The sequence below is a fragment of the Jeotgalicoccus marinus DSM 19772 genome (assembly GCF_000425825.1).
Taxonomy (GTDB): Bacteria; Bacillota; Bacilli; order Staphylococcales; family Salinicoccaceae; genus Jeotgalicoccus; species Jeotgalicoccus marinus.
The window spans coordinates 26,035-46,174 of record NZ_AUEE01000012.1; the positions used below are offsets into that span (position 1 = coordinate 26,035).

Annotated in this window: 17 protein-coding genes; 5 read left to right on the plus strand and 12 right to left on the minus strand. The window is 38.5% G+C overall.

Annotated features, from left to right (window positions below; genetic code table 11):
- Position 1: 1 nt before the first annotated feature.
- The 6 genes from H624_RS0107780 to hutP all read right to left on the minus strand — a co-directional run bounded on the left by H624_RS0107780 (position 2) and on the right by hutP (position 7,510).
- On the minus strand, positions 2–922 hold the full coding sequence (locus H624_RS0107780; RefSeq protein ID WP_026867079.1) for a DUF2232 domain-containing protein: 921 nt from the start codon (positions 920–922) through the stop codon (positions 2–4).
- 66 nt (positions 923–988) lie between these two features.
- A complete protein-coding gene (serS, locus tag H624_RS0107785) occupies positions 989–2,266 on the minus strand; it encodes a serine--tRNA ligase (RefSeq protein ID WP_026867080.1) in 1,278 nt (425 codons plus the stop codon).
- A gap of 304 nt (positions 2,267–2,570) precedes the next feature.
- Complete coding sequence (gene hutI / locus H624_RS0107790) at positions 2,571–3,803, minus strand: imidazolonepropionase (RefSeq protein WP_026867081.1); 1,233 nt, start codon at positions 3,801–3,803, stop codon at positions 2,571–2,573.
- Positions 3,803–5,461, minus strand: coding sequence for a urocanate hydratase (hutU, locus tag H624_RS0107795; RefSeq protein WP_026867082.1), 1,659 nt, complete (start codon positions 5,459–5,461; stop codon positions 3,803–3,805). Before hutU ends, hutI begins: the two co-directional genes overlap by 1 nt.
- Positions 5,462–5,482: 21 nt before the next feature.
- Complete coding sequence (hutH, locus tag H624_RS0107800) at positions 5,483–6,973, minus strand: histidine ammonia-lyase (protein WP_026867083.1); 1,491 nt, start codon at positions 6,971–6,973, stop codon at positions 5,483–5,485.
- Between the two features lie 93 nt (positions 6,974–7,066).
- A complete protein-coding gene (gene hutP, locus H624_RS0107805) occupies positions 7,067–7,510 on the minus strand; it encodes a histidine utilization transcription antiterminator HutP (protein WP_026867084.1) in 444 nt (147 codons plus the stop codon).
- Between the two features lie 135 nt (positions 7,511–7,645).
- Between hutP and H624_RS0107810 the strand changes: the two genes are divergently transcribed.
- Positions 7,646–8,101 carry a DUF2975 domain-containing protein gene (locus H624_RS0107810; RefSeq protein WP_026867085.1) on the plus strand — a complete coding sequence of 152 codons (456 nt, stop codon included), beginning with the start codon at positions 7,646–7,648 and terminating at the stop codon, positions 8,099–8,101.
- A gap of 106 nt (positions 8,102–8,207) precedes the next feature.
- Here the strand turns inward: H624_RS0107810 and gyrA are convergent, their stop codons facing one another.
- The 6 genes from gyrA to dnaA form a co-directional block, all read right to left on the minus strand.
- The gene (gene gyrA / locus H624_RS0107815) at positions 8,208–10,751 is read right to left on the minus strand and encodes a DNA gyrase subunit A (protein ID WP_026867086.1); all 2,544 of its coding nucleotides are present in this window, start codon (positions 10,749–10,751) and stop codon (positions 8,208–8,210) included.
- Between the two features lie 16 nt (positions 10,752–10,767).
- The gene (gene gyrB / locus H624_RS0107820; RefSeq protein WP_026867087.1) at positions 10,768–12,687 is read right to left on the minus strand and encodes a DNA topoisomerase (ATP-hydrolyzing) subunit B; all 1,920 of its coding nucleotides are present in this window, start codon (positions 12,685–12,687) and stop codon (positions 10,768–10,770) included.
- A gap of 14 nt (positions 12,688–12,701) precedes the next feature.
- The gene (recF, locus tag H624_RS0107825) at positions 12,702–13,805 is read right to left on the minus strand and encodes a DNA replication/repair protein RecF (RefSeq protein WP_026867088.1); all 1,104 of its coding nucleotides are present in this window, start codon (positions 13,803–13,805) and stop codon (positions 12,702–12,704) included.
- Positions 13,802–14,020 (minus strand): S4 domain-containing protein YaaA, encoded by a 219-nt coding sequence (gene yaaA / locus H624_RS0107830; RefSeq protein ID WP_370545354.1) that lies wholly within the window; start codon positions 14,018–14,020, stop codon positions 13,802–13,804. The genes recF and yaaA overlap by 4 nt, the downstream gene beginning before the upstream one ends.
- A gap of 193 nt (positions 14,021–14,213) precedes the next feature.
- Positions 14,214–15,347, minus strand: coding sequence for a DNA polymerase III subunit beta (gene dnaN, locus H624_RS0107835; protein ID WP_026867090.1), 1,134 nt, complete (start codon positions 15,345–15,347; stop codon positions 14,214–14,216).
- Positions 15,348–15,514: 167 nt separating this feature from the next.
- On the minus strand, positions 15,515–16,855 hold the full coding sequence (gene dnaA / locus H624_RS0107840) for a chromosomal replication initiator protein DnaA (protein WP_026867091.1): 1,341 nt from the start codon (positions 16,853–16,855) through the stop codon (positions 15,515–15,517).
- A 435-nt stretch (positions 16,856–17,290) separates the two neighbouring features.
- Between dnaA and rpmH the strand changes: the two genes are divergently transcribed.
- The 4 genes from rpmH to mnmE all read left to right on the plus strand — a co-directional run bounded on the left by rpmH (position 17,291) and on the right by mnmE (position 20,139).
- Positions 17,291–17,428 carry a 50S ribosomal protein L34 gene (gene rpmH, locus H624_RS0107845; RefSeq protein WP_026867092.1) on the plus strand — a complete coding sequence of 46 codons (138 nt, stop codon included), beginning with the start codon at positions 17,291–17,293 and terminating at the stop codon, positions 17,426–17,428.
- 115 nt (positions 17,429–17,543) lie between these two features.
- Positions 17,544–17,879: a ribonuclease P protein component gene (gene rnpA, locus H624_RS0107850; protein WP_026867093.1), complete on the plus strand. Its 336-nt coding sequence runs from the start codon at positions 17,544–17,546 to the stop codon at positions 17,877–17,879.
- Between the two features lie 15 nt (positions 17,880–17,894).
- On the plus strand, positions 17,895–18,749 hold the full coding sequence (gene jag, locus H624_RS0107855) for an RNA-binding cell elongation regulator Jag/EloR (RefSeq protein WP_026867094.1): 855 nt from the start codon (positions 17,895–17,897) through the stop codon (positions 18,747–18,749).
- Between the two features lie 13 nt (positions 18,750–18,762).
- Positions 18,763–20,139: a tRNA uridine-5-carboxymethylaminomethyl(34) synthesis GTPase MnmE gene (gene mnmE / locus H624_RS0107860; protein ID WP_026867095.1), complete on the plus strand. Its 1,377-nt coding sequence runs from the start codon at positions 18,763–18,765 to the stop codon at positions 20,137–20,139.
- Position 20,140 lies beyond the last annotated feature (1 nt).

Here is a 20,140-nt window from a genome sequence, read left to right on the forward strand (position 1 = left end):
GCTACTTCCTCCTCAATTCCATAATCAACCTGATTCTAAATATCATTTCGAAAAGACCAATAAGAATTGTAAGTGGTCTAAAGATGGCAAGCGGAATCAAAATGATAATAGATAATACCTTATTTACCTTCTTGTTAATCATAAAATAATAAGCAAATGCAAGTCCATGAATGAAAATTGCTGATTCAACGATGATTGAGACATTACTATATAGTGATATTGTACTTTCTTCCCAGTTACCACTAAAGAGTGTAATTAAAAAGATAATCATGTATACATAAAGTAACATGCGTGGCATCATCCACTTATCAAAGCTTCTATAGTGCCACATTTTTGTCGTATCGTTTGGCAATATCCTAACGATAAGAATGACGTAAACTGCCAAGAAAAAGCTCCCTATGATGAGGAAGGCTGGTAGATTTTGAAAATATAAATCTAATGACTGCAAGATTGTCTCTGGATCTAGTGCTTCTGGTGTCAGTGCGCTAACTGAATTTAATTGTTCTTTATACCAGTCCCTAAATGTTGAATATATTTCCGACAAAGGTCTCAAGAAGCCCATCATTTGCATGATTAAAACCATGGCCATCACACTTAGGCCAAGTGCAAATGTCGTATAAAATATCGTGATTTCTTGAGACAATTTTTTCTTAAGTGTGTAATCTAACAGACTACTTATGATGTATAGAATGATGAAACATGCCGCTGCAAGCGGTGATAAAAAGAGCAAGGCTGGAACTAGGAAACTGAAGAATAGAATCCAGTAATTCGTTGCCGATTGCTGTTTAATTTTTATAAGTAAGTATACCGCGAATGGCATCACAACAGCACCAAATACCAAGGTGATCTCTGTGAGCATTATATAAACTGTAACAGCGAGCAGTGTAAGGGCTAAGGTACCCGTAGATATTTTGTTATTCAATGTTACACTCCTCTTTTAAAAATAAATGCTCCTATTAATTGCGAATAGGAGCATCGAGTATTTATATTATAACCTTTCAAGCTTCTCCTGACCACCCATATATGGTCGTAAAACTTCCGGAATTGTGACAGTACCATCTTCATTTTGATAGTTCTCAAGTAGTGCAGCCATCGTTCTTCCAACAGCAAGTCCACTACCATTTAAAGTGTGTAAAAGTTCCGCTTTAGAATCTTTATCACGCTTGAATTTAATATTGCCGCGACGTGCTTGGAAATCTGTCATATTTGAAATTGAACTGATTTCCTTATAATCATTGTAGCTTGGTAACCAAACTTCAACATCGTATGTCTTAGAAGAACCAAAGCCTATATCACCCGTACATAATAGCACTGTGCGGTGAGGGATTTCTAAAAGATTTAAGATGTTTTCTGCATGATTCGTCATCTCTTCTAGTGCTTTCCATGAATCTTCTGGACGTTCTAGGCGAACCATCTCAACTTTGTTGAACTGGTGTAAGCGAATTAAACCACGTGTATCTCTACCTGCTGAACCCGCTTCACTTCTAAAGCAAGCTGTTTGAGCAGTGAATTTCACTGGCAGTTGATCGTTCTTTAATGTTTCATCTTTGTGGAAGTTTGTGAGTGTCACTTCCGAAGTTGGAATCGTGTACATCTCTTCATCTTCAATTTTGAATAAGTCTTCACCGAATTTTGGTAATTGACCAGTCGCATACATTGCTTCAGCTCTAACAATCTGCGGCGTCATCATTTCACGGTAGTTGTTTTTTGCATGGACATCTAACATGAAGTTCATCAGTGCACGCTCTAGACGCGCACCGTCACCTGTATGGTAGACAAAGCGCGCACCTGATACTTTAGCAGCACGGTCAAAGTCTGCAAGTTCTAGATCGTCTAGGATATCCCAGTGTGCTTTTGGCTCAAAGTCAAAGTTTCTCGGCTCTCCCGTACGTCTAATTTCTACATTTTCACTATCATCCTTCCCTTGAGGCACATCATCATGAATTAGGTTTGGAATACGGCTCATTTTATCATGAAACTCTTCTTCAATCGTATTTAAGCGCTCATCAATATCTTTGATTTCTTCTCCGACTTCACGCATTTCTTTAATGACATCATCAGCATCTTCTTTATTTTTCTTTTTAATTGCGATTTCTTGAGAGACTTTATTACGCTGACTTTTCAATTCTTCTGTTTTTTGAATTAGTTCACGGCGTTCTATATCAAGGCCTAAAATATCATCAATGACTACAGAATCTAATCCTCTTAATTCAACTTTTTTCTTCACATTGTCCGTATCTTTTCTAAGCAGTTTAATGTCTAACATAATATGACCTCCAATTTTTATATTTATGCTCATTCAGATGATTAAAACAAAAAGACCACATCCCTGGTAAGGGACGTGGTCTACGCGTTGCCACCCTAATTAGCATCAGTGTACTGATACCATCTCTATCTGATAACGGCATAAGCCGACTACTTCTTGAATGAAAGATAGAAATTCACAATTCCGACGGTTATTTTCACCAACCATAACCTCTCTTGAGTTGACGGTCTTGCTACTGCTTCTTTCGGAAGTAGTAATTATTAATTTGATGCTATCTTAGCTTATCATACTAAAAATTGCAAGCTTATAACTTGAGCCCTGGACGTTCAAAAATAACCTGCCCATTTGCAATAACAGTATGAGCATGATTGACGCCGTAGTGATATGGAATATATTCATGATTCGGTGCATCCCAAATGACTAGGTTGGCATCATCACCTTCATCAAGCGTGCCTCTGTCCACATCGATCGCCTGTGCTGCATTGACTGTGACTGCATTCCAAATTTCATTCGGTGTCATCTTCAATTTTAAGGCTGCAATAGCCATAATCATCTGTAGATTATCTGTCACACAACTACCAGGATTGTAGTCTGTAGCAAGTGCAACAGCACCACCTTGGTCAATCATGCCACGCGCATCAGCAAATTCATTTTTGCCTAAGTAAAATGTTGTTCCTGGTAATAAGACAGCGACAGTATTTGAGTCAGCTAGTTGTTTTTTACCCGCTTCACTTGCCGCAACGAGGTGATCCGCACTAATCGCATCTTGTTCAATCGCAAGTTCTAAACCACCAAGTGGATCTATTTCATCTGCGTGGATTTTGACTCTAAATCCTTTTTCTCTAGCAGCTTCCATATATTTTCTTGATTGCTCTACAGAGAAGACGCCTGTTTCTGTAAAGATATCTGCAAAATCTGCTAAACCTTTTACATCATCGAGTAAAGCAATCATTTCATCCAGAAATTCTTCTGAGTCTCGTCCTTTAGGAACTGCATGTGGGCCTAGGAAGGTATGACGCATTTCAATCGGAAATGCTGCTTCTAAACGTTTCGATACTTCGAGTTGTTTGAGTTCTGTTTCTTTGTCTAAGCCGTATCCGCTCTTACTTTCAACGGCCAGAACCCCATGTTGAATCATGCGAGTAATATTTTTAGCAGCCTTATTAAACAAGTCGTCGGCTGATGCTTCTCTCGTTCTTTCAACGGTATTTAAAATACCACCACCTTGTTCTAGTATGGTTAAGTAGTCCACACCTTGGCGTTTCAGTGACATCTCATGTTCTCTTGAACCACCGTGAACCACATGTGTATGAGGCTCAACTAGGGCAGGGGAGACAATCATTCCTTGTGCATCAATGAATTCTTTAGCTTGAAAATCACTGGTATCTTTTCCTGCATAGACGATTTTTTTACCATTGATGACAACGACCGCATCATCAATGATTTCAAGTTCATCCATCTCTTTGCCTTTCAAAGGTCCTTCTGTTTTCTTCGGTAAAATTAAAGATTTTATATTTTTAATCATTAAGTCGTTCATTAGTGATTCTCCTTTAGCATTGGAATATTAACGCCTTTTTCCTTGGCTGTTTCAATCGCGATATCATAACCAGCATCAGCATGTCTTACAACACCCATCCCCGGATCTGATGTTAATACACGTTCGAGACGGCGAGCTGCACGGTCGGTCCCATCAGCTACGACAACCATACCAGCGTGCAGCGAGTAGCCCATACCCACACCGCCACCGTGGTGAACACTAATCCATGATCCACCCGCAGCAGTGTTAACTAAGGCATTGAGGATTGCCCAGTCTCCGACTGCATCACTACCGTCTTTCATACTTTCAGTTTCACGGTTCGGACTGGCAACGGAGCCTGAGTCCAAGTGATCTCGTCCGATAACAACAGGTGCTGAAAGTTCACCTGATTTCACCATGTCATTTAAGGCTAGTCCCATTTTGGCGCGTTCGCCGTAGCCTAACCATGCAATTCTTGATGGTAGTCCCTGAAAAGCAATCTTCTCTTCTGCCATATCTAACCAGCGTAATAGTTTTTCATTGTCTGGGAACAGTTCACGCATCTTTTTATCAGCTGCTTCTATGTCTTTTGGATCTCCACTTAAGGCTGCAAACCTAAATGGTCCTTTACCTTCACAGAATAAAGGTCGAATATAAGCTGGTACAAAGCCAGGGAAATCAAAGGCATTGTCTACACCTGTATCATAGGCAACTTGGCGAATATTGTTACCATAATCAAAGACGACTGAGCCATTTTTTTGAAAAGCTAACATTGCTTGAACGTGTTTGGCCATTGATCCACTTGATAATTTCACATATTTAACTGGGTCAGCTTCTCTTAAGAGTTTTGCTTCTTCTAAAGAATACCCTTCAGGCACATAACCGTTTAAAGGATCATGAGCAGATGTTTGGTCAGTTACGACATCAATTTTAAAACCACGACTTAGAATTTCATGGTGGACTTCAGCTGCATTACCTATGAGACCAATGGATAGGGGACGTCCTTCATTTCTTGCCTTGTCCGCTAAGTCTAATGCCTCATCCAGTGATGCTGTTTTCACATCTAGATAACGTGTTTCGATGCGTTTATCGATTCTAGTTTCGTCAACATCCACACAAAGCGCGACCCCTTCATTCATAGTGACTGCAAGTGGTTGTGCCCCGCCCATACCGCCTAAACCAGCAGTTAAGGTTACCGTTCCACGTAAACTACCACCGTAGTTTTGATTGGCAAGTTCTGCAAAGGTTTCATAAGTACCTTGGACAATGCCTTGTGATCCGATGTAAATCCATGAACCTGCTGTCATTTGTCCGTACATCATGAGCCCTTTCTTATCTAGCTCATTAAAGTGTTCCCAGGTCGCCCATTTCGGTACCAGCACAGAGTTCGATAAGAGCACTCTCGGCGCTTCTTCATGTGTTTTAAATACTGCCACAGGTTTACCAGATTGGATCAGCATGGTTTCATTTACTTCTAGATTTCTTAAAGTGTTTTCGATTGCTTCAAAAGATTCCCAGTTTCTAGCTGCTTTACCGATGCCACCGTAAACCACTAAATCTTCCGGACGTTCTGCTACTTCTGGATCTAAATTGTTATAAAGCATACGTAATGCCGCTTCTTGCTCCCAACCTTTACACTCGATTTCTAAGCCTTTTTTAGCTTTGATTTCTCTAACCATATTGGTCATCCCCTTTGATTTTTATAACATTTCTCTTAAAGCTGTTGATAGGTCGTTAATTTCATATGAAAAATTACGGTCCTGGTCTATGAAATCTGCAATCAGACGATATTCTTTGAATTTCTCAAAAGTTTTTGGTGATAATTTATCAATCCCTTTAATTTCTACTGCCGTTAAAGCTATAAAAAGCTCAGTCGCTAAGACATTTCTTGTGTTATTAATAATGTCTCTGGCATGCCTTGAACCAATAGTACCCATAGAAACGTGGTCTTCTTGGTTAGCTGATGATGGAATAGAATCCACACTCGCAGGGTGGGCGAGTGTTTTATTTTCAGATACTAGACTTGCTGCAGCATATTGTAAGATCATCGCACCGGATTGAAGTCCTTCTTCTGGACTTAAAAAGGCAGGTAGATCACCATTTAAGGCCGGGTTGACTAGGCGTTCAATACGTCTCTCTGAAATATTAGCAATTTCAGCGACTCCAATTTTTAAGAGATCCATTGCTATAGCGATCGGTTGCCCGTGAAAGTTACCTCCAGAAAATACTTCATCCTCACTAAAGATAAGTGGGTTATCATTTGCCGCATTCATCTCAATTTCTAATTTTTCTTTAACGTATTTTAGGGTCTGTAACGATGCCCCGTGGACTTGTGGAATGCATCTGAGTGAATAGCCATCTTGAACTCTTAAGTCACCTTGTCTCGTTGTTAACTCAGACCCTTCAAGATAGTCAAGCATTTGTTGTGCAGCATAGATTTGTTCTGGATAACCACGCGACTCATGAATCTGATGATTATAAGCATCTGTAATCCCGTTTAGTCCCTGATGAGTCAGTGAAGCAATCCAAAAGCTGTCCTGCATCATTTTTTCGGCCTCAATGTAATTAATGACCCCCTGAGCCGTCATAGGTTGAGTACCATTAATGAGTGCCAGACCTTCTTTGGCCTGAAGGGTAATAGACTCGATACCTAGGGATTCTAGAACATTATGTGTCGGTTGACGTTCACCTAGATAAAAGACCTCTCCTTCACCAATTAAAGTGAGTGCCATATGAGACAGTGGTGCAAGGTCACCTGAGGCACCGAGTGAGCCTTGCTCAGGCACAACTGGAATAATCCGTTTGTTGATGAAGAGTTGTAGCTGATCAACAAGATCTCTTGTCACACCTGAATGTCCTTTAAGCATCGTGTTTAGTCTCAGTACCATCATGAGTAGAGCGACGGGTTCATCAAAGGGTTTACCCACACCACAAGCGTGCGAGCGGATTAGATTCACTTGTAAGTCTTTCACCTTCTCTTTTGAAATCAACACATCACAAAAGAGACCAAACCCTGTTGTGATGCCGTATATTGTTTTTTCTTGGTCGATAATTTTATCGACTACTTTTCTTGAATCATCAACTTTCTGATAAGCTTCCTCGGTAATTTCTACGGTACTCTCTGTATTTCCCAGGAAATCTTTGAGCGACTCAATATTTAAATTTTCACCATCGAGCTGTAAAACTGTCATGTAATCCCTCCTAAATTTACCTATTAAAAAAAGACATAAAAATCCCTTTGGATTCTCATGTCCCTATTAGCTAATGTCTATGACACTGAATATTTAAATGTGATTAATGCCTAAGCCTAACGCTTCGTGTTCCTTACCTTTAATTGGTGCACCAATGGTACCGTAAAAGCAAACAGCGAGCCATTCACCCTCATCATCACTATCGTACGGATTCCCTCTGACAATTGAAAAACTTAATCCAACTGTACGCATGATGTCTCCAACACTGAGATCTCCACGAGTTACACCTTGTAAAGCTTCTAGAATCGCATGGTAGAGTGAGTGTGTTTCTCGGTAAATATCACCATCAATAATATCACCACGTTTTGCAGCAGTTTCTACCGATGAGATGACCTTTTTTAAATCCATAGAGCCTACCTTACCCGTCATGATTTTAAATGATTTAAACTGAGGTAAGATGTCTAGGGCTGTTTTTTCATCTGTCAATGCAACAAGTGTAGTGAACTTTCCAAAATCACGATGCGTATTTTGATTCATATCTATTTATACCTACCTAATGTCTAATAACTGCATCCATTATAGCGCTTTCATTTTTAGAATACAAGAATGTTATATTTTTTAGATTGGGCGATAATGCTAAATTTATTTATATTATTGAAAGAGGGTATGACTATGTTTAAAAAGACGAATATCTTAAGACTCTCCTTAAGTTTTTTAGTCGTCATTCTATTATTTTTCGGATTTTTAATCGGTATACAATTCTTCACAGCAGAAGTTGATATTCTCTTCGTTCAATATTTACTCGCAGCTGTTCTTTGGATCGATATGATTTTAGGTCTCTTGATTATATTTTGCTTGTTCCAAATGCTATCACTTATAGACAAAGATGTGATATTTACATCACGTGCACTCTTGGTCATGACTCGTATTCAGAAGCTTATTCTTGCTATTGCCGTTATTTCTTTAGGCCTCATGCCATTCTTTGTCACAGTCGCTCACCTTGATGACGCACCAGGCTTTGTCCTATTTGGCGTCGGTATACTATTCATACCGTTCGCTATTTATTTCTTAGTATTGGTATTGAAAGATATACTGATTAAGGCGATTGATCTGCAGAAAATTCCGTAGGTATCCTTTCTACGCGAACTCATTTTATTTTCGTAGCTCAGCAAACACCCTAAAAACAAAAAATCCCCCTGTTTTCAAAAAACAGGGGGATTAATCAATCTATATCTTATTTTTCCTCGGAATCAGTAGCTGAATCAGATTCTTCTTCTGACTTGCCTTCAGGTTCCAAGGAATCCTCAGTTCCGTCAGTTTCTTCTTCTAATTCTTCTTCACCGATTTCGCTTTTCACTACTGCAACAGTTCCAACATCTTGATCGTCATCAAGACGAATGAGGCGAACACCTTGAGTGCTACGACTCATCACTGAAATAGTGTCGATAGTTAAACGGATGATCACACCTTTTTCTGTGACAATCATCATGTCTTCATCTCGGTCAACTGATGCGATAAAGACAAGTTTACCGTTTTTATCATTGAGCTGAGCTGTTTTAACACCGTAACCGCCACGATTGATGGAACGGTACTGATCTTCATGAGTGAGTTTACCGTAACCTTTGTCTGTAACGACTAAGACATGTTGACCGGATTCTAGGACGTCTACACCAATGACTTGGTCATCTCCACGGAGCTTAATACCTTTAACGCCTGCCGCAGTACGTCCCATTTCTCTCACTTGTGTTTCTTCAAAACGGACAAGGGAACCGTCTCTTGTTCCAAGAATAACTTCTTTAGAACCGTCAGTTAAACGGACACCAAGCAATTCATCATCTTCTTTGAAGCGAATCGCAATCTTACCGTTTTTATTTATGCTCTTGAACTCATCGAGTGCTGTACGTTTAACTTGACCATGTTTGGTTGCAAAGAGTAGGTTATACCCTTCTGTCTCTTCTTTGTCTTTCACACTGATCATCGTCGAAATAAATTCATCTTTTTCGATTTCAATCATATTTACAATCGGAATACCCTTAGACTGACGTGATAACTCAGGAATTTCGTATCCTTTCAGTCGATATACTCTACCTTTATTTGTAAAGAACATGATGTAATCATGCGTACTCATCGTCACAATCTGGCTCACAAAGTCGTCATCTACTGTATTCATACCTTGAATACCACGACCACCTCTATGCTGTGCGCGATATGTCGACACTGGAAGACGTTTAATGTAGCTGTTATGACTAAGTGTGACAACGATATTTTCTCTTGGAATAAGATCTTCATCTTCAATATCAGAGATGTTACCGATTGTAATTTCTGTACGACGATCGTCACCGAATTTGTCACGAATCTCTGTTAATTCCTCTTTGATAACTTCAAGTAACTTATTGTCATCATCTAAAATTGCTTTTAGATATTCAATCGTTTTTAGCAATTCGTCGTATTCAGACTGGATTTTATCCCTTTCTAAACCTGTTAAACGACGTAATCTCATATCGAGAATCGCTTGTGCTTGACGCTCAGAGAATTCGAATTGACTCATCAAACTCGTCTTCGCTTCTTCATCAGTCGCTGAGGCACGAATCGTCTTGATGATTTCGTCGATGTAATCAAGCGCCTTTAATAGACCTTCTAGAATGTGCGCACGATCTTGCGCACGTTTTAATTCATACTTCGTACGACGTGTCACAACATCTTTCTGGTGCTCTAAGTAGTAATATAATACTTCTTTAAGACTGAGTACTTTCGGTTCACCATTCACAAGGGCAAGCATATTAATACCAAATGATGTCTGAAGGGGCGTCTGTTTATATAAATTATTCAATATAACATTCGCATTCTTATCTTTACGGATTTCAATAATGATTCTTACGCCTTCTTTAAGGCTGGTTTCATCACGTAAATCTGTAATACCTTCGATTTTCTTATCTCTTACGAGCTCAGCAATTTTTTCTACTAGACGTGCCTTGTTTACCTGATATGGAATTTCAGAGACAACGATACGTTCTTTACCATTCTTCATCTCTTCAATTTCACAACGTGCACGCATCATAATAGAACCGCGTCCTGTTTCATAGGCACGCTTAATGCCACTCTTACCAATAATCAAACCTGCTGTCGGAAAGTCTGGTCCTGAGACAAATTCCATCAATTCTGAAGCCGTTACATTTGGGTTATCAGCAAGTGCTAAGACTGCATTTGTCACTTCACGTAGGTTATGCGGTGGAATGTTCGTTGCCATCCCAACTGCAATACCACTTGAACCGTTGACGAGTAGGTTAGGGAAACGAGCTGGTAAAACAGACGGTTCGCGTTCATTCTCATCATAGTTCAATTGGAAGTCCACGGTATCCTTGTTGATATCACGCATGAGTTCCATGGAAATCTTACTCATTTTTGCTTCAGTGTAACGCATTGCTGCTGCCCCGTCACCATCCATAGAACCGAAGTTCCCTTGACCGTGAACGAGTGGGTAACGGTAAGAAAAAACTTGAGCCATACGTACCATAGCATCATAGATGGAAGAGTCGCCGTGTGGGTGATATTTACCCATAACGTCTCCGACGATACGAGCAGATTTTTTAAATGGTTTGTCAGAAGTCATGCCATTGTCATGCATGCCGTAAAGAATTCTACGATGTACGGGTTTCATTCCATCTCGAACGTCTGGTAAAGCACGTGAGACGATGACACTCATGGCATAGCTTAAAAACGAGCTTCGCATCGTTTTCGTTATATTAATCTGTTGAAATTTTTCTTCTTGGTCTGCCATAATTCAAGTCTCCTTTTTAAACGTCGAGATTTTCTACGTATCTCGCATTTTCTTCAATAAAGTTTCTGCGATGCTCAACGATATCACCCATCAACATTTCAAATGTCTGATCAGCTGCAATCGCATCATCCAGTTCTACTTGAAGTAACGTTCTATTTTCCGGATCCATTGTCGTTTCCCAAAGCTGATCGGCATTCATCTCACCGAGACCTTTGTATCTTGATATTGAGATCTTAGGTGTTTCCGGTAAAGTGCTGCGGAGGACATCGAGTGCCTCATCATCATACACATAGTGTTTTTTCTTCCCTTGCTCAACTTTGTAAAGTGGTGGCTGAGCAACATAGATATAACCGTGTTCAATCAACGGTCTCATAAATCTAAAGAAGAAGGTTAACAATAAGGTTCTAATGTGTGCGCCGTCGACGTCAGCATCTGTCATAATGACAACTTTGTGGTAACGTACTTTAGAAATATCAAATTCATCTCCAATACCACTACCTAGTGCTGTTACCATAGAACGGATTTCATTATTGCCTAAAATACGATCTAGACGTGATTTTTCAACGTTTAAAATCTTACCTCTTAACGGTAAAATAGCTTGATGCTTAGAGTCGCGACCAGATTTCGCTGAACCACCAGCAGAGTCACCCTCTACGATGAATAACTCACTTTTCGCAGGGTCTTTACTTGAGCAGTCTGCAAGCTTACCAGGAAGACTTGAAACCTCAAGCGCAGATTTACGACGTGTCATTTCACGTGCTTTTTTAGCTGCAACTCTAGCATGCTGAGCATTAATTCCTTTATCGACAATTATTTTAGCAGTTTGAGGATTTTCTAATAAGAAACGCTCAAAGCCAGCAGTAAACAATTGATCTGTGATTAATCTCGCTTCACTGTTACCAAGTTTGGTCTTCGTCTGACCTTCAAACTGAGGGTCAGTGTGCTTGATTGAAACCACTGCAGTTAGTCCTTCTCTAACATCTTCACCAGACAGTCTTTCATCAGTAGACTTAATTAGATTTTGTTTGGTTGCATAGTTATTAATGACCTTAGTTAAAGCACGTTTAAAGCCATCTTCATGCGTTCCGCCTTCATGCGTATAAATGTTGTTCGCATAAGTGAGGAGGGTTGTCGTATACCCATGATTATATTGCATGGCAATTTCAACTTCGATTTCATCTTTCTCATCGTCCATGTAGATAATTTCTTCATGTAAGGCATCTTTTGTCTTATTTAATTCCTCAACAAATGATTTAATTCCACCCTCGTACAAGTATTCAAAATGTACAGCTTCCTCATCTCGCTCATCTGTTAAGTTAATCTTCAGACCCTTGTTTAAGAAGGCGAGTTCTTTAATACGTTTTTGCAGAATTTCTAAATCGTATTCTGTCGTTTCTGTAAAGATTTCATCATCTGCTTTAAAGCGGATGACTGTACCTGTCTTATCAGTTTCACCAATCACTTTTAAATCAAAATCAGGAATACCAAGTGAATATGATTGATGATGAATTTTCCCATCAAGGTGAACGTACACTTCAAGTTTTGAACTCAGTGCATTAACAACCGATGAACCGACACCATGCAGTCCACCGGACACTTTATAACTGGAGCCATCAAATTTACCACCAGCATGTAGGACAGTTAAGATAACCTCAACCGCCGGACGTCCCATCTTCTCTTGAATATCGACTGGAATTCCACGACCGTTATCCGTCACTTTAACCCAGTTATCTTTTTCAATTGTGACATTGATTTCAGATGCATAACCTGCAAGGGCCTCATCGATACTGTTATCGACAATTTCCCATACTAAGTGATGTAATCCTCTGGATGACGTTGAACCAATATACATACCAGGTCTTTTTCTAACCGCTTCAAGTCCCTCAAGAACCTGAATCTGACTTGCACCATATTGATCTATATTTTCCTCTGCCATGTTCTCACCTTCCGCTATTCATCGATCTTAATTTGACCGTTTTCTATTTCGTACAGCTGCATATCATCCATAATCGCATGGTTGATATCGCTTATTGATGTCGTCGTAACAAAGGTTTGAACTCTGTTTCGAATCGACGTTAACAGATGTGCCTGACGTACTTCATCCAGTTCACTTAGTACATCGTCGAGTAACAAGACCGGATATTCTCCGACTTCCTCGTTAATCAACTCAAGTTCAGCAAGTTTCACAGACAAAGCTGTTGAACGTTGTTGTCCTTGGGAACCATAAGTTTGAACATCGAACTCATTGATTGTAAAACCGATATCATCTCTATGTGGTCCGACGAGCGATGTGCCACGTTCAATTTCCTTATCTAAGTTTTCACTGAGAAGCTTTGTAATCTCTTGTTGTAAATCGTCTGCATCCTCATTGTCATATTTAATATTCGGTTTATAAATGACTTTTAAGTCTTCTTTATTATTTGAAATATCTCTATGGATTTTTGATGCGTGTTTTTCAATCGTATCGATAAACTGCTTGCGCTTTATAATAATTCTCGTCGCATGCTCCGCCATCTGTTCATTCAGTACTTCAATCATGAGCTCATCGACCTTACGAGATTTTAAATACTGGTTCTTTTGAGCTAAGACCTTGTTGTAACTGGATAGATGACTGAGATACACTTTTGAAATTTGTCCGCACTCCATGTTAAGAAACTTACGTCTAACCTGAGGCGAACCTTTAACGATATTGAGGTCTTCCGGGGCGAAGAGCACAGTATTTAAATGGCCAATATACATAGACAACTTAGCAGACTCGAGGTGATTTACCTTAGCTCGTTTGCCGCCCTTACCGATACTGATCGATAGGGGAATGCTGGATGATTCTGTTGTCACTTGCCCATTAATGTAAGCTTCTTCTTGATTGAATTGAATTAATTCCTTATCTTTTGATGTCCGATGACTCTTCGCAAGTGATAAAAAGTATATCGCTTCTAAAAGATTCGTCTTCCCTTGGGCATTTGGCCCAATAAAAATATTTAACTTAGGATGAAAATCTAAAGATAAGGAATCATAATTACGAAAGTGAGTTATGGAAATACTGTTTAATATCATTGATCTGTATACTTAATTTTGTATTCGCCAATACCTTCGATGACGAGTTCATCTCCGTCATGAAGCTTCTTGCCACGACGATTTTCTTCTTCCCCGTTTAAAAACACTATATTTTCACTTAAAAACCATTTAGCTTGGCCACCCGTACCAATGATGTTTTGGTGTTTCAAAAATTGGCCTAACGTAATCAAACCGTTTAAATGAATTGTTTCCATAGACATAACCTCCTAGAACATACTCATTCATTATACTACATTTTTGATACTTTTTCACTTTTACAGGCCAAATGATGCCCACAGAGCGTTTTAAAGTCAAAAAGGTATTTACCTACCTAGTAAAAATAAAAAGTGACCAGAGGCCTTTTATTTAAAATAAAAGGCATGGTCAAAAAATTAATTAACTATTTTTCTAGTAAGTTCTTATAGGTAAGATTAATTGCACAACTTCAGTCGAATCACTTGGCGTAATCGTAAATGGTCTCATCGTACCGAAAAATTCGACGGTTACTTCTTCAGATTGAATTGCACGTAGGGCATCCATCATATATTTCGAGTTAAATGAAATCTTAATGTCCTCACCTTCAATGCTAGATGCAGTAACTTCTTCGTTTACTGTCCCAACTTCAGGTGAATTAGATGTCAATTCCACATTTCCATTTTCTACTGACATGCGAATAACATTGTTGCCACCTTCTCTTGCAAGTAATGAAACACGGTCTATAGCGTGATAGAACTCAGCATTATTTACATTGACTTTAGTTTCGTAATTCTCTGGGAAAAGACGTGTTGTATCTGGGTAATTTCCTTCGAGTAATCGAGAAATGAATCTCATATTGCCGTAAGTAAAGAGTACTTGGTTTTGTGATAGGTTTATTTCGACATCTTCATCAGAGTCTGACAAAATTTTACTTAATTCAGATAGAGACTTACCTGGAATAATTGCATTTGATGCATCAGTGTTGAATGTTTTATCCAGTAATTTTCTAAGTGCAAGACGGTGAGAGTCTGTTGCTGTAAATGAAATATGATCATCTTTAAATAACCAGTTCACACCAGTTAAGACAGGTCTTGTTTCAGATAGGGATACTGCAAAGTTTGTCTGGTTAATAATCGTTTTTAAGACAGTTGAAGACATTACTAGGCTATCCGCTTCGTTAACTTCTGGTAAGAGAGGATATTGGTTTGCATCTTGACCACTTAAATTAAACTCTGATTTACCTGCGGTAATTTTAGTAGAGAACTGTTCATTGGTTTCTAGTTCAACAAAATCACCGGAAAGTTTTTTAATAATATCAACAAAGAAACGTCCTGTTAAAACGACAGAACCTGGTGATTCTATTTCTAGAATTTCTTCGTTATCTATTTCTGTTGGTATTGTAATTTCTATAGAGATTTCGGAATCACTACCTGTGAGTACCATTTGATCATCTGAGACATCGATTTTTATTCCACTTAAAATAGGTAAAGTTGTTCTAGGTGAAATAGCTTTTAAGCAATGATTAAGTTGTTCGATGAAGTATTGTCTATTGATACTAATTTTCATAAGTATGTACTCCTTATTTATTAAATATATAGTAATAAAATAACAGTAATAATAGTAGGCCCTGTGAATTTGTGGAAAACTAAGTTAAAGCTTTAAGTATTAACTTATCCACATGTGCATAAAGTGTTGGTTCAAGTGTAACATTTATCCACAGTATTCACATTATTTTAATTGAGCTTACTTTCTATTTCTTTTAGTTCACTGTTGAAAAGTTCATCTTCAGCAACGAGCTTTGAAATTTTTTCATGTGCATGTATAACGGTTGTGTGATCTCGACCTCCAAAGACTTCGCCGATTTTTGGTAATGAATTATCGGTAAGTTCTCTCGATAAATACATGGCGACATGTCTAGGAAAGGCGATGGACTTCGTCCGTTTTTTAGATGATAGTTCATCAATATGAATGCCGTAATATTCACTGACAGCAAGCTGAATATCTTGAACAGTAATGCGCTTGGTTTGAGTCGTTGTCACGAGATCTTTTAAAGCTTCGGAAACAACTTCTGGCGTCATCGGTTGATTGGAAATCTTAGCATAGGCAGCAACGCGAGTTAAGGCACCTTCTAGCTCACGTATATTTGTGTGAATATGGTTTGCAATATATATCATGGCCTCGTTTGGAATCTCAACATTTTCTTCTTCACATTTCTTTCGTAAAATCGCAATTCTTGTCTCGAGGTCAGGTGGGGTGACATCGGTCATTAATCCCCATTCAAAGCGTGAACGTAAACGATCCTCCAAAGTAGGAATTTCTTTAGGGGTACGGTCACTTGATATGACAATTTGCTTATTATTTTCATGCAGGGAATTAAAAGTATGGAAGAATTCCTCTTGGGTAGATTCTTTTCCTGCTAAAAATTGAATATCGTCGATTAAAAGGACATCTACATTACGGTATTTATTACGGAATTCTTCTGTTTTGTTATCACGTATTGAGTTGATGAATTCATTAGTGAATTTTTCACTTGATAGATAGACCACCTTGGCATTTGGACGATTTTCTAAAACGAAATTACCGATCGCATGCATGAGGTGTGTTTTACCAAGTCCAACTCCACCATATATAAACAATGGGTTATATGCTTTAGCTGGTGCTTCAGCAACTGCGAGAGATGCTGCATGTGAGAAGCGGTTACCATTACCGATGACAAAAGTATCGAAGGTATGCTGCTCATTTAGAGCATGGTGTATTGGTGTAGTCTTAATACTCTCCTGCTGTGTATTTTTCTCTTCTGAAACCATTGGCGTAGTTTCGTCACCTTTGATGACAATTTGAACGGTGACCTTTTCTCCTATAGAGCTATAAATGCTATCTTCGATAATGCTTTTGTACTGCGTATTCAACCATTCTCTCTGAAAATCACTATCTGCTTTAATGACAGCATAGCTTGTATTCAAATCGACAAGTTCAGTATTTTTAAACCAAGTTTGAAATGTCACATTTTGAATATTATGGTTGCTTTTAATTTCTTCGAGTACTTTTTCCCAAATACTATTTAAACTACTCATAAAAAAATTCCTCTCTTATTCACAAATCACATGCTGTGGATAATACATTTACACAGGTGTAGAAAACTTTACACAGGTTATTCACAATCTGTGGATAACTATAGAAAACCATCTTCTTTTCCACAAGGATACGGGTAAAATTATAGCTTATTTAATTTGTGTTATCAATATTTTTCAGAGTTATTCACAATTTTCACAGCTTCCCACAAAATTTCTGACACAGCCTGTGCAAAAGTGGGAAACTCATTAAAAAAACTGTGTATAAGTGATATAATACTTAAAAGTTATCCACAGAATCTCTTGAAAAGATTAATTACTTCTAAATAAATATCAAATAAAAAGTTGAAAAAGCACCGTGTTTTTGGTATTCTTTAGTAGTTGCAATTCTAAGAGAAGATAAAAACAGAGAAAAAATAAATGACGGAGGTGTCATATATGGTAAAACGTACGTATCAACCTAATAAACGTAAACGTGCTAAAGTACACGGTTTCCGTGAGAGAATGAGTTCTAAAAACGGACGCAAAGTTCTTGCGCGTCGTAGAAGAAAAGGAAGAAAAGTTCTTTCTGCATAACCATTAGATCATCTGACTAGGATGATCTTTTTTTTTGCGCAATGTCGAAAGTTTTATATAATAGAAGCTTTTTAGTATAATAATTAATCATAGATATGAAAGAGCGTAGTTAATGATGAAAAAGCGATTCAGAATTAAGAAAGAGAAGGACTTTAAGCTGATTTTCAAACGAGGTAAATCCTTTGCGAACAGGCAGTTTGTAGTGTACTTAAAAGACAATCAGGAAGTGCCACATTTAAGGCTCGGCATCAGCGTGTCAAAAAGACTTGGCAATGCTGTAAAAAGAAATCAGATTAAGCGTCGCATTCGTGCATTTTATCAGACTCATAAACATGAACTTATGCCATTAGAGTATGTAGTGATCGCTCGTAATCCTGTTAAGGATATGAACTATCATGAAATGGAAAAATCACTCTTACATGTCCTAAAAATAGCCAGGTGTATGAAATAATACGGGGGTTAGTATATGTACAGAATTTATACTGAAAAGACGGTCAATGATGCTGTAACAAAAGGATTAGAGGAACTCGGTGTTAGCGAAGATGACATTAAAATAGAAGTGTTGGATAGTGGTTCGGCTGGCTTTTTAGGTTTTGGTAAGCGTGAGGCTGAAGTGAAACTAACGATTATCAACCCTGAACTAAAATCCTATGAATCTATTGAAGCAATGATTTCAGCACGCGAAAACGAACATGTTGAAGCAGATAGCGCTTTAGAGCGGACAACAGATGACGTAGTCGAGCCGCATGAAGAAAATCAGCCTGAAGAGACTGAAGCAGTTAAAGAATTAGCAGATGATGAGCAGCATGAACGACCTAAAATTGAGCCAATTATTGAAGAATCAAAACCGAAAAATAAAGAGCACCAGGCACTCACTGAAGCTGGTGAGAAAACATCGCTTTATATTTCGGAAATAGTTTCAGGTATGGGCGTCGAGAACACGGTTCAAATGAAGGTGAAGAAGTCGACGATTCACTTAAATTTTGATGCGGATATCCCTGCAAAGATTATTGGTAAGCGTGGGCAGACTTTAAATTCACTTCAAGAACTTGCACAAAATTATTTAAATATAGTCTATCCAAGTTATAACAGAGTAGAACTGGATGTCGGTGATTACCGAAGTAAACGTAAGGAAACTTTAGAAGCATTGGCCTTGAACATGGCGGATAAGGTAAGGCGTACTCATGAAAAAGTAAGACTTGAACCGATGCCAGCGAATGAAAGAAAAATTATGCACCATGCCTTAAGTCGTGAAAAGGGAATAGATACCTATTCAGAAGGAAAAGAGCCAAGACGCGCCATCGTGATTATTAAGAAATAAAGGAGTTTTTAAAATGCAATTTGAAACGATCTCAAGCATCTCCACCCCAGTCGGTGAAGGGGCGATTGCTATCGTTCGTTTGTCAGGTGTAGATGCGATTGAAATTGCAGATCGTCTGTACAGCGGCGTAAAAAAACTAAGTGAAGTCGATTCACACACTATAAATTATGGTCATATTGTTGATCCTACTACCAATGAAACAGTTGAAGAGGTCATGTGTGCAGTCATGCGTGCACCGAAAACTTATACGCGTGAGGACATCGTTGAGATTAACTGTCATGGTGGGATTCACACGGTTAATCGTGTGCTTCAACTGACTTTAAACCACGGTGCAAGAATGGCTGAACCAGGTGAATTCACAAAGCGCGCCTTTTTAAATGGACGAGTTGATTTGTCTCAAGCTGAAGCGGTCATGGATTTCATTCGATCTAAAACTGACCAAGCATCAAAAGTAGCCAACCAACAAGTTCAAGGACGTTTGAAAACATATATTGAATCCTTACGTCAAAGTATATTAAATATATTGGCTCAAGTCGAAGTGAACATAGATTATCCTGAATACGATGATGTAGAAGAAGCGACAACGTCCTTCCTCCTATCTGAAGCCAAAAAGGTAGAGTCAGAGATTGGTAAGTTGTTAAAATCTAGTGCGGAAGGCCGTATCTTAAGAGAAGGTTTGAGCACGGTCATCATTGGTAAACCTAACGTCGGTAAAAGCTCTTTACTTAACTATCTCATTCAAGATAACAAGGCAATTGTGACGGATGTTGCGGGAACGACGCGTGATATTTTAGAAGAGTACGTAAACGTTAACGGTATTCCATTAAAACTCGTCGATACTGCAGGGATTCGTGAAACGGATGACATTGTTGAAAAAATAGGTGTGGAACGATCTCGTGAAGCGTTAAAAGATGCAGAGTTAATCTTGTATGTCATGAATAATAATGATGAGCTTACACCAGAAGATATAGAGCTCCTAGAAACAGTGGATGATAAAAAAGTTATCGGTATCATCAATAAACTAGACTTAGAACAAAATCTAGATACTGACTACTTAGAAAGTCATTTCGATATTCCACTCATCAAAACGTCTATTATAAATGGCCAAGGTGTGGATGATCTTGAGAATGAAATTCAAAGAATGTTCTTTGATGGTAGTATTTCATCTGCAGATTCAACATATGTATCTAACAATCGTCACATTAACTTATTAGAACAAGCGAAAACTTCAATTGGTGACGCAATTTCTTCTGCAGAAATTGACGTGCCCGTGGATATTATTCAGATTGACCTGATTAAAACTTGGGAACTCCTTGGAGAGGTCATCGGAGAAGATGTTTCAGAACAATTGATAGATAAGCTATTTAGTCAGTTCTGTCTAGGAAAATAAA